This window comes from Nonomuraea thailandensis, assembly GCF_024172165.1.
GTDB classification, from domain to species: domain Bacteria; phylum Actinomycetota; class Actinomycetes; order Streptosporangiales; family Streptosporangiaceae; genus Nonomuraea; species Nonomuraea thailandensis.
Window position 1 is genome coordinate 8,230,540 of record NZ_JAMZEB010000002.1, and the last position, 14,507, is coordinate 8,245,046.

Sequence of the window (14,507 nt, forward strand, 5' to 3'; positions counted from 1 at the left end):
AGGTGACAAGGCATGACAGGTCCCAGAGGCAGGGCGGGCATCCGTCCCGCACTTCCCGACGCCACCAACGCCGACTTCCTCCTCCAGGCGCTGCGCGAGACGAACGCCCACCGCGAGCGCCACCACGTCCCGCCTCTCGTCATGGACCCCTTGCTGGTCGAGTACGCCAAGACCAGGGCGGCCGAGATGTCCCGGCGCATCGGCTACGGGCCGGTGCGGGCGGGCACCGGCGAGGTCGCGTACCGGAGGGAGGGCGAGCACCTGTGCGAGGCCGCCGAAGCGGTGGCCGGCTGGTACGCCCAGAGCATGGCCTACGACTGGAACGATCCGCGCGCCTGCCACTTCAGCCAGCTCGTCTGGAAGGCCAGCAAGGCCATGGGCGCCGCCCGGGTGGCCGGTCAGGGCCGGGCCCATCACGAGACGGTGATCGTCTTCGTCTTCGAGCCCGCGGGCAACGTGGACGGCGAGTTCGAGGAGAACGTGCTGCCGCAGTGATCAGATAGCGGTCGCGCCCCCGTCGATGAACAGCACCTGCCCGGTCATGTACGCCGACGCCGCGCCGGCCAGGAACACGGCCGGCTGCGCCATCTCCTCCGCGGTCCCCCACCGCCGCATCGGCACGCCCGCCACCGTAGCGGCGCTCGACGCCTCGTCCTCCCACAGGTTGCGGTTGAGGTCGGTGGCCGTCCACCCGGGGCACAGGGCGTTGACCCGCACGCCGGAGCCCGCCCACTCCACGGCCAGCGTCTTGGTCAGCGCCACCAGCCCGGCCTTGGCGGCGGCGTAGGGGGCGAGCAGGGGCGCGCCGAGCGCGGCCACGGAGGCCACGTTGATGACGACCCCGTCGCCCCGGCCGAGCAGGTGCGGGGCGGCGGCGTGGCAGACGGCCACGGCGGAGTCGAGGTTGAGCCGCATCAGCTTGTCCCACCCGGACAGCCGCAGGTCCTTGAACTCGACCAGGAAGTTCGACCCACCGGCGTTGTTGACGACGATGTCGAGGTGCCCCAGCCCGTCGATCGCGGCGGCGACGGCGGAGGCGGCGGCCCCGCGGTCGGTGAGGTCGGCGGGGACGACGACCGCGCGCCGCCCCAGCGCCTCGATCTCCTTGCCCACCTCGGCCAGCGTGTCGGCGGAGCGCGAGACGAGCGCCACGTCGGCCCCCGCCTCGGCGTACGCGAGCGCGATGGCCCGCCCGATCCCCTTCGACGCCCCGGTGATCAGGGCCTGCTTGCCCGCGAGATCGAACGCGCCCACGCCGCCTCCTCCATGCCGGAAAACCGAACAAGATTCTATGGACATCTCCCCGCAAAGCGCCACCGGCGCGAGACCGTGAAGGTCCCGCGCCGGTGACTCCTGCCGAAGCCCGTGCGACCTACTGGGCGGCGAGCTGGGCGATCTGCTCGGCGCTCAGGACGCCGTCGTAGGTGCGGACGTCGTCGACGGTCCCCGGCCAGTGGCCGGTGAAGACGCCCGCAGCCTTGGTCCGGCCCAGTTGCAGCGGGCCGGTGGCGTTCCAGGTGCTCAGGTGATCGGTGACGGTGGTGGTGGACAGGCGGCCGTTGACGTAGACGCGCAGCTCACCGGCCAGCGGGTCGTACACGCCGGCGACGTGCGTCCACTCCAGCGGGTTCGGGATGGCGTCGGAGCGGGTCCGTACGAGGGCCGCGGTGTCGGTGTCGGCGGCGGCCATGCCGAGCGTCCACCGCCCCTGCTCCTTGTCGAAGCCGAGCTGGAACCCGGCGGCCCGGCTCCCCGGCTGCGCCACGGCCGCGGTGTCCTTGACCGGCAGGTAGTCGAGCTGGGTCCAGGCGGCCACGGTGAAGCCGGTCCTGGTGTTGACGGCGGGGGCGCTCGTCTGGGCGTAGCCGCTCACGCCGTCGAGCGCGAGCGCCCCGTCCAGCCAGCCCGATGTCCACGAGGCGGCTCCGGACAGCGTCGCGGCGGTCGCCCGGCCCGAGGAGTCGGCCGCCGACGTGCCGGACTCCTCGTCCAGCGTCCAGTGGCCCACCAGCGTGGCAGCGCTGTTGACCAGATCGGCGACCTCGTCGGCGAACATCGCGCGGCCGTAGGCGCGCACCTCGTCGACGTCTCCGGGCCAGTGCTCCGAAGCCGCCCCGCCGACCTTCCCTCGGCCGATCGTCAGGGGGCCCGTGGCGTTCCATGGGGTGGTGACGGCGGCCGTGCCCTCCAGCCGGCCGTTGACGTAGAGCGAGATCTGGCGCGCCGCCGAGTCGTAGACGCCGGCCAGGTGGGTCCACTCGTTCAGCCGCGGGGCGGCGGACGACAGGGCACGCACGGCGGGCGCGCCGTCGGTGTCCGAGCCGGCCATGGTCAGCGCCCAGCGGTCGTTGGTCTTGGCGTACTGCAGGGCGAACGCGCCCGTCCTGCCGCCTTCCTGGGTGACGGCGGTGGCGGAGGCCGCGTTGCCGGTCAGGCGGGCCCAGGCGGTGACGGTGAAGTTGCGGCCGGTGTCGATGACGGGGGCCGCGGTCTGGGCGTAGGAGTTGGCCAGCCTGAGCGCGGTGCCGGTCTTGCCCGTGGTCCACGTGGCCCCGCTGAGCGTGGCCGGGTGCGCTCCCGTGGCGTCGGCGGCCGTGGCGCCCTGGCCGTCGTCCATCGTCCAGTGGCCGCTGGGGCCGCCGCCCGCGTTGACGTTGAAGACGTAGGTGCGGATGGGGCCGAGCTGGCCCGCGCGGTCCTTGCTGCGCACGGCCAGCACGTTCGGGCCGTCGTGGCGCGGGGTCACCGCGATCGTGGCCCTGCCGTCCGCGCCCGGGGCGACCACGGTCGTGGGCGTGGAGTCCAGGCCCCAGACGTAGGAGGCCACGTCGGCGACGCCGTTCGGGCCGAAGGAGAACGTGCCGGGCAGGCCGACGCCGTCGCTCCAGCCGTTCTCGACGTACTCGGGCGAGGAGACCTCGGGCTCCCTGCCGGGGGCGGTGGCGTCCACGGTGGCCTCGCACCAGGGGCTCCACGCGCTGGTGGCCTTGCCGTCCTCGCCCCTGACGCGCCAGCGGATCAGCGCGCCGTCGGCGTACAGGGTCTGCGGGATCGTGGCGGAGAACGCGGTGCCGGTGGAGCCGAGCGGGGTGACGTACTCGCCGGTCTTCACGCCGGCGGCGTTGTACCACTCGAAGCGGCCCTTGACCGAGTTGTCGGAGTCCTTGAGCTTGGCCCACAGCTTGGGCGCGGCGGTGGCGATGACCGGGCGGCCGTCACCGGAGACGCAGGGGCCGCCCGGGTCCGACCACACGTCGGCGGCGACCGGGTCGGCCGGCAGCGAGTTGTACTCGATGACCAGGCTCGGGTTGTTCTTGAACTTCTTCCACGCGTAGACGTCGGTCTCGCTGGTGGCCCGAAGGCCGATGGTCGCCTGCGTCCACTTCTTGGCGGCGGCGTCGGCGATCCACGAGGTGACGTCGAACTCCACGCCGCCGGGCGCGCAGCTCGAGCTCCAGCCCTTGGCGATGTTCACCGTGGCGAGCAGCCTGCTCCACGACGGCTGGTTGTTCCACGTGGTGCTCTTGCTGACGGCCCCGGTGCCCCACGCCTCCACCTTGCGGGCGCTGCACGAGTACGCCCACGTCTCGTACGTGCGCAGCGTCGCCTTGATGATCTGCTTGCCGTGGATGGTCGAGCCCGTGGCCATGTTGAAGAAGGAGCGGTTCTTCTGCGACTCGACGTGGCCCACCCGCGCGACGTCGCTGGAGTTGAGGTAGTTGGAGTTGGGCCAGTTGCTCCAGACGGCCGTCCACGAGCCGCGCGCGGCCGAGAAGTACGGGTCCAGGTAGACGGGGAACTTCGTCTTCGTGTCGGACAACATCCGCAGGTCGGGCTTGAGCCGCAGGTTCCTGCCCTTCAGCTCCACGCCCATCGTGGCCTCGCGGGCCTCGGGCGAGCGGCCCTCCTTCAGCGCCTTCGGGCTGGTGATCCCCCGGGAGTCCCACATCTTCGGGGTAGGCGCGATGAAGATCGTGCCCTCGTTCTCGTCGGTGGCCTCCAGGTTGCCCGCCCGGTCGGCCGCCAGCGTCAGGCCGTCGGCGGTGAGGGGGTAGGTCAGCTCGGTCAGCCCCGCGGCGGCGGCCCGCGACTTGACCACCAGCAGGTGTGAGAAGCCGTCCACGTCGGCGGTGACCTGGAGGTCCACGCCCGGCATGACCTCGGGATACGTGGCGGTGTCACCGCTCAGCGTGGGCTTGGGCAGCGCGCCGGTCCAGCCCAGCTCCATCGTCTTGGCGCCGCGCGACAGGCGGGCCAGCGGGGCGCTGCCGCCGCCGGAGAAGGCCAGGTCGACCGCGGCGGCGACCGGCTCGACCGTGCCGTCGGGGCGCAGGCGCAGCGTGGTGTCCACAGGCACCCAGCGGCCTTCCTTGCGCACCCGGACGGGCCGGACGTTCAGCTCCATGGTCATCGTGCCGTCGGGCTGGGCGAAGACCGTGCGCGTCTCGCTGCGCATCGACTCCACCTCGACCGGCTTGCCCGCGGTGCGCGCCGCGGCCACCGCGGCCCGCTCCTGCGCTGGCCGAGCGGCCGCGGGCCGCTCGGGTTCGTCCTGCGCGGCCACCGGTTGGGGGGCCGTCAATGCCGTGATAGATAACGCCGCCGCGACCAGTCCATGCACTACCCGCATACGTGCCTCGCCCATGCCGAGCAGGGATTACGCCCGGGGCGAGAGGCCGCCCGGCGTCTCCACGATCTTCTGTTGACGATCGGATTCTCACTCCGGCCCGTCCGCGGGGTCCATAGTTCTGGTCATTATGCTCAAATATTTCTTCATGACCGCACCATGGGCGCGAGGATTTCGTCAGACCTCCGTCGGGAGCGGCGAGGCGGCCGGATTGACCCGCCTGACGATCTCGTCCAGCACGATCCGCACGTACGGCTCCCCCACCCACAGGTGCTTGGCCCCGTCCACCCCGATCACCTCGGCCTGCGGGATCCTGGCGAACCGGGCGCGGGCCTCCTCCGGCCTCAGGTAGTCGTCGAACTCCGGCACCAGCGCCGTCAGCGGCCGGCCGAACGCCGCCCAGGCGTCGAGGTCGGCGTCGGTGGCCCTGTGCAGCGGCGGCGAGAGCAGGATCGCGCCCTCCACCAGCGGGTCGTGCGCCCACTTCAGCGTCAGCTCGGTGCCGAACGACCAGCCGACCACCCACACGCGCGGCAGGTCGTGGTACTCGGCGTACTCCAGCGCCGCGGCCACGTCGTACCGCTCGCCCTCGCCGCCGTCGAACGCGCCCTGGGAGGTGCCGCGCTCGGAGGAGGTGCCGCGGGTGTTGAAGCGCAGCACGGCCAGGTCGGCGAGCGCGGGCAGCCGGTTGGCGGCCTTCTTGTAGACGTGGCTGTCCATGAACCCGCCGTGGGTGGGCAGCGGGTGCAGGGTGACCAGCGTCGCCACCGGCGGCCGGTCGAGGGGCTGGGCCAGCTCGCCGACCAGGGTCAGGCCGTCGGCCGTGTGCAGCTCGATCGGCTCCCGCCGGGCGGGCAGCACGGTCGCCGCGCGAATCTCCACCGATAGGTCCCTTCAGTAACGGGTGCGGCCGGGGCCGCGGTCGAGTCTCTTACGCCAGCAGGTCTGGTGCCAGTGGCGGCGCTCCTCGTCGCCGCCCGGCCAGTTGGGCCAGGCCACGAGGTGCGGCTGGCCGCTGCGGATCTCCTGGTCGCAGCCGGGGCACCGGTAGTTCTTGGTCGAGGAGGCGCCGGTGAGCATGCGCACCTTCCACTCCCCGTCGGGCCATTCCTCCACTTTGTCCAGGCCGGTCGGGAAGCCGAAGGGGCGGGAGGACTCCCTGCGGCGGGCACGGCGGGGGCTCATCGGCGGGGGAACCCGCCCACGGCGCCCCTCGTGCCAGGACCGACCACACCCACCCGTTCGAACGCCATGCGTCCAGTTTTCCAGAGGCACTAAGGTGGACGGTCATGCGGCTGGTCATCGCGCGATGCAGCGTGGATTACATCGGACGGCTCACGGCACATCTGCCGATGGCGCCGAGGCTCGTCCTCATCAAGGCGGACGGCAGCGTGAGCATCCACGCTGACGACCGCGCCTTCAAGCCGCTCAACTGGATGAATCCGCCGTGCAAGCTCAAGGAGGACGGCGAGACCTGGACGGTCACCCACGGCAAGACCGGCGAGAAGCTGGTCCTGACCATGGCGGAGATCCTCCACGACTCCAGCCACGAGCTCGGGGTGGACCCGGGGCTGATCAAGGACGGCGTGGAGGCGCACCTCCAGGAGTTGCTCGCCGAGCACATCACGACGCTGGGCGAGGGATATTCGCTGGTGCGGCGCGAGTACATGACGGCGATCGGGCCCGTGGACATCCTGTGCAGGGACGCCACGGGGGCGGCGGTGGCGGTGGAGATCAAGCGGCGCGGTGAGATCGACGGCGTCGAGCAGCTCACGCGTTACCTGGAGCTGCTCAATCGCGACCCGCTGCTCTCGCCCGTACGCGGCGTCTTCGCGGCTCAGGAGATCAAGCCCCAGGCCCGCGTGCTGGCCACCGACCGGGGCATCGACTGCGTGACTCTCGACTACGACGCCCTGCGCGGCATCGAGCCGGAGAACCCGACGCTCTTCTAGCCGTCCCCCCGCCAGGGCGGGACGGCCCTACCCCTGCCAAGACGTTCCAATGTTGACAGGTCATGGCTGGACGTTTTACCTTCGACCTATCAACGTTGGAGGATCAATGACCCCCAAGTACCTCAGCGGCACCCTCGCACCCGTCCCCGACGAGATCGACGCCCACGGCCTGACCGTCGACGGCGCGCTGCCGGAGGAGCTGACCGGCCGCTACTTCCGCAACGGCCCCAACCCTCGCCCCGGCGAGGACCCGGGCCACTGGTTCGCCGGCCACGGCATGCTGCACGGCGTGCGGCTGCGCGACGGCCGCGCCGAGTGGTACCGCAACCGGTGGGTGCGCACGAAGCTGTTCACCGAGAACGCCCCGTTCGTCGGCGAGAACGGCGTCGACCTGGCGGCCGTCTCCGCCAACACCCACGTCGTCCGGCACTCCGGCCGCATCCTGGCCCTGGTCGAGAGCGGCTTCCCGTACGAGGTGACACCCGAGCTGGACACCGTCGGCCCGGTGGACTTCGGCGGGCGGCTCACCACGGCGATGACCGCCCACCCCAAGCAGGACCCGCTCACCGGAGAGCTGCACTTCTTCGGCTACGGCTTCTTCCCGCCGTATCTCACCTACCACCGGCTGTCGGCGGGCGGCGAGCTGGTGGAGAGCAGGCAGATCGAGGTGCCGGGCCCGACGATGATGCACGACTTCGCCGTCACCGAGCACCACCTCGTCTGGCTCGACCTGCCGGTGGTCTTCCGCCTGGAACGCGGCGGCATGCCGTACGCGTGGGAGGACGACTACGGCGCCAGGATCGGCGTGACGCCCAGGGCGGGCGGGCCGACGCGCTGGTTCGAGGTGGACCCCTGCTACGTCTTCCACGTCGGGAACGCCTGGGAGGACGCTCACGGGCGCATCGTCCTCAACGCGGCCCGCTACACCCGCGACCGCTTCACGCCGTTGTGGGATGAGATCGGCAGCGAGGCCGACCCCGCGGCGTCGGCCGCCGCCTCGGGAGCGGCCGTGCTGCACCGGTGGACGCTCGACCCGGCGACGGGCGTGGCCAAGGAGGAGCCGCTGGACGACCGCAACGTGGAGTTCCCGACGTTCAACGAGGACCTGCTCGGGCGGCAGAGCCGCTACCTCTACACGGTCGGCGAGGACAGCCTGGTCAAGTACGACCAGCGCGACGGAAGCTCGCAGGTCAGGAAGACCGGGGGCGACACGGGCGAGGCGGTGTTCGTGCCCGCCGAGGGGGCGTCCGCAGAGGACGAGGGCTGGCTTCTGTCCGTGGTCACCGCGGGCGACTCCTCGCGGTTGCTGGTGCTGGACGCCCGCGACCTGTCCGACGTGGCCTCGGTGCGGCTGCCGCGCCGCGTGCCCGCCGGCTTCCACGGGTCCTGGCTGGGAGAGGAGTGAGGACGATGCAGATCAGAGCCGCTCGATGGGAGCACGAGGCGGAGGCGATCGGCGACGCGCTGGCCAGGGCGTTCCACGACGACCCGGTGATCCGGTGGCTGCTGCCCGAGGAGAAGGGCACCGCGGCCATGTTCGTCGCGCTCGCCCGGCACATCCACGCCGTCACCGACGTGGCCGGCGACCTCGCCGGCGTCGCGGTCTGGGACCCGCCCGGTCACCGCCCCGACGAGGACAGCGCCGTCCCGGGGCTGATCGCCGCGATGGGTGACCGGGTCTCGTACGGGATCACGCTCGACGAGACGATGGCCAGGCACCGGCCCGAGCAGCCGCACTGGTACCTGGCCCAGGTCGGCACGGTGCCGGAGCTGCAGGGCACGGGCGTGGGCAGCGCCCTCATGCGTGAGGGGCTGGCCCGCTGCGACGGGCCGGTATACCTGGAGAGCAGCAAGGAGTCGAACGTGCCGTTCTACGAGAGGTACGGCTTCCAGGTCACCGAGCGCTTCACGCTGCCCGACGGCCCGCCCGTATGGGGAATGTGGCGACCTGCCCCCTGATTCTGGTAAGTGACGCCTTACCGGATTATCGTGACGCCATGACGACGCTGACGTTCGACTCACTCAATCCGGCGACCGGCGAGATCGTCGGCAGTCACCCCAAACAGACTCCCGACGCCGTCCACCAGGCGGTGGGCCGGGCCGAGGAGGCCGCCGCGTGGTGGGCCGCGCTCGGCCCGGCCGAGCGCCGGCGGCGGCTGCTCGACTACAAGGCGGTCCTCACCCAGCACCTCAGGGAGCTGGCCGAGCTGATCCACCAGGAGACGGGCAAGCCGGTGGGTGACGCCACGCTGGAGCTCGTCCTCACGCTCACGCACCTCGACTGGGCCGCGCGCAACGCCCAGAAGGTGCTCGGCCGCCGCCGGGTGGCCACCGGCATGATCGGCCTCAACCTGGCCGCCACCCTCGAATACCTCCCCCTCGGCGTCGTCGCCGTCATCGGCCCGTGGAACTATCCGGTCTTCACCCCCATGGGCTCCATCGCGTACGCGCTGGCGGCCGGCAACGCGATCGTCTTCAAGCCCAGCGAGCTGACCCCGGGCGTCGGCGTCCGGCTGGCCGAGCTCTTCGCGGAGTCGGTGCCCGAGCACCCCGTCTTCCAGACCGTGACGGGGCTGGGCGAGACCGGCGCGGCGCTGGCGGCCGACCCCCGGGTGAAGAAGGTCGCCTTCACCGGCTCCACCGCCACGGCCAAGCGGGTCATGGCCGCCTGCGCCGAGAACCTCACGCCGATCGTGGCCGAGTGCGGCGGCAAGGACGCGTTCATCGTCGACGCCGACGCCGATCTGGGGGCCGCCGCCGACGCCTGCCTGTGGGGCGCGATGGCCAACGCCGGCCAGACCTGTGTCGGCGTCGAGCGCGTCTACGTCGTGGACGCCGTCTATGAAAGTTTCATGCGCGAGCTGTCCGAGCGGGTGACGAAGGTGAAGGCCGGCGAGCAGTACGGGCCGATCACCATGCCGGGCCAGGTGGAGATCATCAAGCGGCACATCGACGACGCCACGAAGGCGGGCAAGGTGATCACGGGCGGGCCCGACTCGGTGCGGGCGCCGTTCGTGGATCCGGTGATCGTCGAGGACGTGCCGGAGGACTCCCCCGCCGTACGCGAGGAGACGTTCGGCCCCACCATCACGGTGCGCCGCACGCGCGACGCGCAGGAGGCGTTGTCGCTGGCCAACGCCTCGACGTACGGGCTGGGCGGCACCATCTTCAGCCGGAACGCCCGCCGCGCGACGGAGCTGGCGCGGCTCATGCGCAGCGGGATGACCGCGATCAACTCCGTCATCTCCTTCGCCGGAGTGCCCTCGCTGCCCTTCGGCGGAATCGGCGACTCGGGGTTCGGCAGGATCCACGGAGCCGACGGCCTGCGCGAGTTCGCGCGGCCGAAGGCGATCGCCAGACAGCGCTTCGCGATGCCCGGGATGAACCTGACATCGTTCAATCGGGGGCCCGCGGAGCTTGAGCGACTGGTCAGACTCGTCACGTTCTTGCACGGCCGACGTAAAAGATAATCTTCTTACCCTTTTCCTAAGCGGATCATCCGTCCATAATTGTGTGCTCTGGGGGCCACGATCATGTTGGACGGGTGGAATGTGAACCGGTCTTACCGGGGAATGTCGGCTGAGCAAAGGCTGGCAGACAGACGCGAGCGGCTGATGACGGCCGCGTACACGCTATACGCGAAGCCGGGATTCACGGCGACGACCATCGAAAGGCTGTGCTCGGAGGCCAGGATCTCCAACCGCGCCTTCTACGAATGTTTCGGCGGGCGCGAGGAGCTCCTCCAGGCGCTGCACGAGCGCTGCGTGGAGGAAAGCCTGTCGGTCGTCGCCAAGGCACTGGAGGAGGCGCCGAACACGCTTGACGGGAGAGTCAAGGCCGGGATTCGCGCCTATATCGAGTTCACTACGGCCGACTGGCGGCGGGCCCGGATCATGCACGTCGAGGTGCGCAGGTCGGGAGACGTCCTGACACTCTCCCGTCAGCGCGCGGTGGCCGCGTTCGCGCGGCTGGTCGAGGAGGCGTCCGCCGATTTCCCCCTCGGCACCGGGCTGAATCGCCGCCTGGTGGCACTCGGAGTAATTGGGGCGTTACAAGAGTTGCTCATCGAATGGCTGCTGGCCGAGGACCAGCCGGACATCGACGAACTCGTCGCGGTGGCCGTGCACATCTTCAATCGCAGCCTCGGCACCGGGTGAACGCGTTATCCACCTGTCATTCAGCGGATGTTTAGCGGACTCGGCCAACCGAAATCTACATTTTGTCTAAGTATGGAAAGAGCGGGTAACGGCTGATCGTCACCCGCTCCGATATGGCACCTCAGGCCACCGCGGCTGCCGGAGCCTCCACGTGCAGCACCCGATTCAGCCGGGTCACCGCGAGTATCCGCATGATCCTCGGTGGCACCCCCCGAAGAACGAGTCGGCGCTCGACGCTCAGCGCGCGCCTGTGCGCGCCCACGAGCACGCCGAGGCCGGTGGCGTCGATCATCTCCAGCTTGGAGAGATCCAGGATCAGATCGCCCTCACCGGAGTCGAGCGCCTTGTGCAGGCGCTCGCGCACTCCGGCCGACGTGCCGGCGTCGAGCCGGGCCCCGATCCGCACCACCTGGGCACCCGGATTGCCCCGGACGCGCATGCCACCTCCTCAGTCACGTACGCACGTGCGTAGTACTCCCCTACCCCGTCAGCGGCAATGACACGACCGCGGTGAGCAGGAACTGTCCGTCGCCCGTGGGATGCGCCGCCAGCTTGCCGCCCACGGCGGCCAGCCGCTCGCCCATGCCCGCCAGGCCGCTCCCCAGATCCACCGCCTGCCGGCGGGCCACCCCGTCGTTGCGCACGCCCAGCTCCGCCTCCTGCTCGGTGAAGCGGATGGTGATCTCGCAGAACGTCGCCGTGCTGTGCTTGAGCACGTTCGTCACCGCCTCGCGCACCGCGTAGGCGAACACCGGCGCGACGCCGGGCGGCAGGTCGCGGTAGGGCAGGCGCACCTCGCAGCGGACCCCCGCCGCTTCGAGCACACCTTTCACGCTATTCACCTCAGCGGCCAAGTCAAGCTCGCGGTAGCCGCGCACGGCCTGCCGCAGCTCCTTGAGCGCCTTCCTGGTCAGCGTGTTCACCTCGGCCATCTCGGCCTTGGCTGCGTCCCCGTCCACGTCCGACAGCCGCACGGCCAGCTCCGTCTTGACCGCGATGGCCGAGAGCTGGTGCCCCACGAGGTCGTGCAGGTCCCTGGCGAAGCGCAGCCGCTCCTCGGCCAGGGCCAGCTTCGTGTGCGCCGCACGGCCCTTGTGGGCCTCCTCCGCCAGCATCCAGATCCACACCCAGAGCCGGTTGGACGGTGGCACCACGACGCAGAAGACCCCGTAGATCAGCGTGTTGACGAAGAGCGCCTCCTGGAACGTCAGCTCCAGCCCGCGGGCGAACAGGTTGTCCTGCCAGGTCGCGGCCGAGGCCCCCACGCAGGCCAGCCACGTGCCCAGCGCGACCATCAGCGAGGCACGGCGGGTGATGTGCAGGGTGGCGATGGACAGCCAGGCCACGATGACGAAGCCCCACGCGGCGGGATCCGGCCCGCCCAGGACGGCGGCCGCCAACGCGAGGACCGCCGCCACCACCACCAGACTGGTGGGGTAGCGGCGGTCCAGGACCGCACGGATGATGCGCGGGCACAGAGAGGTGAAACCGATCGCGGCGATCAGCGCCGGCCCGATGCGCCACCAGTCGAGCAGCCCCTCCTCGAGCCGGACGCCGATGCTGATGGCGATGACCACCCACGTGGCGGCGATGCCCGAGACCAGGACGTGCCAGGTGTAGCGCCGTGCCCGTTCGATCTCATTCATCTACCGGCTGCGCAGCACTTCGCCGAATTTCAGCCTCGCACCCGTCCGCAGGACGGCCCGCTCGTACACCGTGGCGCCGAGCTTCAGCACCACCAGCACGGCCAGCAACATCGCCACCATCGAGGCGCCCACCTGCCACATCGGCACCTCGGTCGCGGCCATCCGCACCGGCATGACCATCGAGGAGAACGGCGGCACGTACGACAGCACCGTGGCCAGCGTGCTCGTGGGCTCGTTGGTGACGTAGAACGACACGAAGTAGGTCGCCATGATCATCATGGTGAGCGGGGTCAGCACGCTGTTCACCTCCTCCTGGCGGGAGACCAGCGAGGCGAACGCCGCCGACAGCGTGGCGAAGAAGGCGTACCCGAGCACGAACCACAGCAGCACCGCGACCACCAGCCCCACCATGCCCGGCGGGAAGTCGGCGGCCAGGCCGGAGACCGACGAGGCGGCCAGGCCGATCACCAGGATCGTGACCAGGTTGATCAGGCCGAGCACGCCCAGCCCGAGGATCTTGCCGCCGAGGAGCTGCCACGGCCGCACCGAGGCGAGCAGGATCTCCACGATCCGGCTGCCCTTCTCCTCGACCACGCCCATGGCCACCATCACGATCTGCCCCATGAGCAGCATGAACAGCAGCAGCACGAGCACGGTGGCGATGCCCTGGCGCGCGGCCTCGTACCGGGTGTCGGCGCCCACGGACTGCATCTCCAGCGGCGGGATGGCCACGCCCGCGGCACCCAGCTTGAACTCCCGGTTCACGCTCTGCAGCAGCACCCCGAGCTCGGTCTCGATCTCCCCGTCGGTGAGCACCCTGGCGTCGTCGACCAGCGCCGCGTCCAGGTCGCCGTCGAGCACGGCCTGCTTGGCCGCCGCCTCGTCGGCGAACTTGCGCCACTCGAACTCGATGTCGGGAGCGGCGGTGTGCAGCGGGAGCTGCTGGGAGTTGACCAGGCCGAGGGTGTAGGAGTCGCCCCCGCCCATGATCCTGGGCAGGAAGGACACCGCCGCCACCAGCAGCGCCGTGACCAGCAGGCCGATCACGAACGCCCTGGTCCTGACCTGCGTGCTGACCTCGCGCCGGGCGACCAGCAACAATCCGTTCATGCCACGGCCTCCTTGAAGATCTCGGTGAGGGAAGGCTGCTGGACGCCGAAGTGCTCGACGTGGCCGGCCTTCATGGCGCGGCGCAGGATCTCCTGGTCGTCGCCTTCTGTCGTCAGCAGGATCTGCCTGTCGCCCTGTACGGTCACCGTGCCGGGCAGGCCGTCGGCCCAGCCGGGGGCCGGCTCACGGACGACCACGCGCAGCGTGTCGCTCTCGGCGGCCCGCAGGTCGGCCACCGTGCCGGAGGCCACCATCCGGCCCGCGGAGACGATGCCCACGGAGTCGCACAGCCGCTCGACGAGCTCGAGCTGGTGGCTGGAGAAGATCACCGGCACGCCGCCCCTGCACCGCTCCTGCAGCGCCGTGGCCAGCGCGTCCACCGCGATCGGGTCCAGGCCCGAGAACGGCTCGTCCAGGATCAGCACCTCGGGGTCGTGCACCAGTGCCACGGCGAGCTGCACGCGCTGCTGGTTGCCCAGCGAGAGCGCCTGCACCATGTCGCCCCTGCGCTCGGTCAGCCCGAGCCGCTGCAGCAGGTCGTCGGTGGCCCGCTTGGCCGCCGCCGCGCTCAGCCCGTGCAGGCGGCCGAAATACTCGATCTGATCGGCGACCCGCATCTTCTGGTACAGGCCGCGCTCCTCGGGCATGTACCCGAACCGCTGCCGGTCGTCGTAGCCGAGGGGCCTGCCCTGCCAGCTCACCGAGCCGGAGTCCGCCTGGAGCACGCCCATCACGATGCGCATCGTCGTGGTCTTGCCCGCGCCGTTCGCACCGACGAAACCGAACATCTCACCCGGCCGCACCGTGAAGCTGATCCCGTCGAGGGCGACCTTGCCCCCTGGGGCGTCGGGGCCGCCCGCGAAACGCTTGCGCAGCTCGCTGATCTCGAGCATCAGGTCATCTCCTTCGTCATGGGTCAATAGTGGCTTCGTCCGGGTTCGCCCAGGTAGTCGTGGAAATCACCGACCCGATGTGGATCCCGCGGAGGATTCGGATGACATTTGTCACTACGCTG

At 70.6% G+C, this 14,507-nt stretch carries 14 protein-coding genes; 6 read left to right on the top strand and 8 right to left on the bottom strand.

What is annotated here, in order from left to right; genetic code table 11:
- Positions 1-12: 12 nt before the first annotated feature.
- Entirely contained in the window at positions 13-495 is a 483-nt protein-coding gene (locus HD597_RS41565) for a CAP domain-containing protein (RefSeq protein ID WP_253750352.1), read from the top strand.
- Here the strand turns inward: HD597_RS41565 and HD597_RS41570 are convergent, their stop codons facing one another.
- The 4 genes from HD597_RS41570 to HD597_RS41585 form a co-directional block, all read right to left on the bottom strand.
- Complete coding sequence (locus HD597_RS41570) at positions 496-1,254, bottom strand: SDR family NAD(P)-dependent oxidoreductase (RefSeq protein ID WP_253750355.1); 759 nt, start codon at positions 1,252-1,254, stop codon at positions 496-498. It lies immediately after the preceding gene.
- A 118-nt stretch (positions 1,255-1,372) separates the two neighbouring features.
- Complete coding sequence (locus HD597_RS41575; protein ID WP_253750358.1) at positions 1,373-4,582, bottom strand: LamG-like jellyroll fold domain-containing protein; 3,210 nt, start codon at positions 4,580-4,582, stop codon at positions 1,373-1,375.
- Positions 4,583-4,804: 222 nt separating this feature from the next.
- Entirely contained in the window at positions 4,805-5,509 is a 705-nt protein-coding gene (locus HD597_RS41580) for an alpha/beta hydrolase (RefSeq protein WP_253750361.1), read from the bottom strand.
- Between the two features lie 12 nt (positions 5,510-5,521).
- Entirely contained in the window at positions 5,522-5,812 is a 291-nt protein-coding gene (locus HD597_RS41585; RefSeq protein ID WP_080042489.1) for an Rv1322 family protein, read from the bottom strand.
- A 104-nt stretch (positions 5,813-5,916) separates the two neighbouring features.
- On the opposite strand from HD597_RS41585, the gene nucS reads away from it, so the two are divergent.
- The 5 genes from nucS (at position 5,917) to HD597_RS41610 (ending at position 10,736) form a co-directional block, all read left to right on the top strand.
- On the top strand, positions 5,917-6,579 hold the full coding sequence (gene nucS, locus HD597_RS41590; RefSeq protein ID WP_253750376.1) for an endonuclease NucS: 663 nt from the start codon (positions 5,917-5,919) through the stop codon (positions 6,577-6,579).
- Positions 6,580-6,685: 106 nt separating this feature from the next.
- Positions 6,686-7,984: a carotenoid oxygenase family protein gene (locus HD597_RS41595; RefSeq protein ID WP_253750379.1), complete on the top strand. Its 1,299-nt coding sequence runs from the start codon at positions 6,686-6,688 to the stop codon at positions 7,982-7,984.
- Positions 7,985-7,989: 5 nt separating this feature from the next.
- A complete protein-coding gene (locus HD597_RS41600; protein WP_253750382.1) occupies positions 7,990-8,538 on the top strand; it encodes a GNAT family N-acetyltransferase in 549 nt (182 codons plus the stop codon).
- A 38-nt stretch (positions 8,539-8,576) separates the two neighbouring features.
- A complete protein-coding gene (locus HD597_RS41605) occupies positions 8,577-10,049 on the top strand; it encodes an aldehyde dehydrogenase family protein (RefSeq protein WP_253750385.1) in 1,473 nt (490 codons plus the stop codon).
- A gap of 144 nt (positions 10,050-10,193) precedes the next feature.
- A complete protein-coding gene (locus HD597_RS41610) occupies positions 10,194-10,736 on the top strand; it encodes a TetR/AcrR family transcriptional regulator (protein WP_253750388.1) in 543 nt (180 codons plus the stop codon).
- 121 nt (positions 10,737-10,857) lie between these two features.
- Here HD597_RS41610 and HD597_RS41615 read toward each other — a convergent pair whose 3' ends face one another.
- From HD597_RS41615 to HD597_RS41630, 4 genes are read right to left on the bottom strand one after another with little or no spacing between them, the layout of a single operon-like run.
- Positions 10,858-11,175 carry an STAS domain-containing protein gene (locus HD597_RS41615; protein WP_225272131.1) on the bottom strand — a complete coding sequence of 106 codons (318 nt, stop codon included), beginning with the start codon at positions 11,173-11,175 and terminating at the stop codon, positions 10,858-10,860.
- Positions 11,176-11,215: 40 nt separating this feature from the next.
- A complete protein-coding gene (locus HD597_RS41620) occupies positions 11,216-12,382 on the bottom strand; it encodes a sensor histidine kinase (RefSeq protein ID WP_253750392.1) in 1,167 nt (388 codons plus the stop codon).
- On the bottom strand, positions 12,383-13,492 hold the full coding sequence (locus HD597_RS41625; protein WP_253750395.1) for an ABC transporter permease: 1,110 nt from the start codon (positions 13,490-13,492) through the stop codon (positions 12,383-12,385).
- Entirely contained in the window at positions 13,489-14,385 is an 897-nt protein-coding gene (locus tag HD597_RS41630) for an ABC transporter ATP-binding protein (protein WP_253750398.1), read from the bottom strand. The genes HD597_RS41625 and HD597_RS41630 overlap by 4 nt, the downstream gene beginning before the upstream one ends.
- Positions 14,386-14,507: the final 122 nt, after the last annotated feature.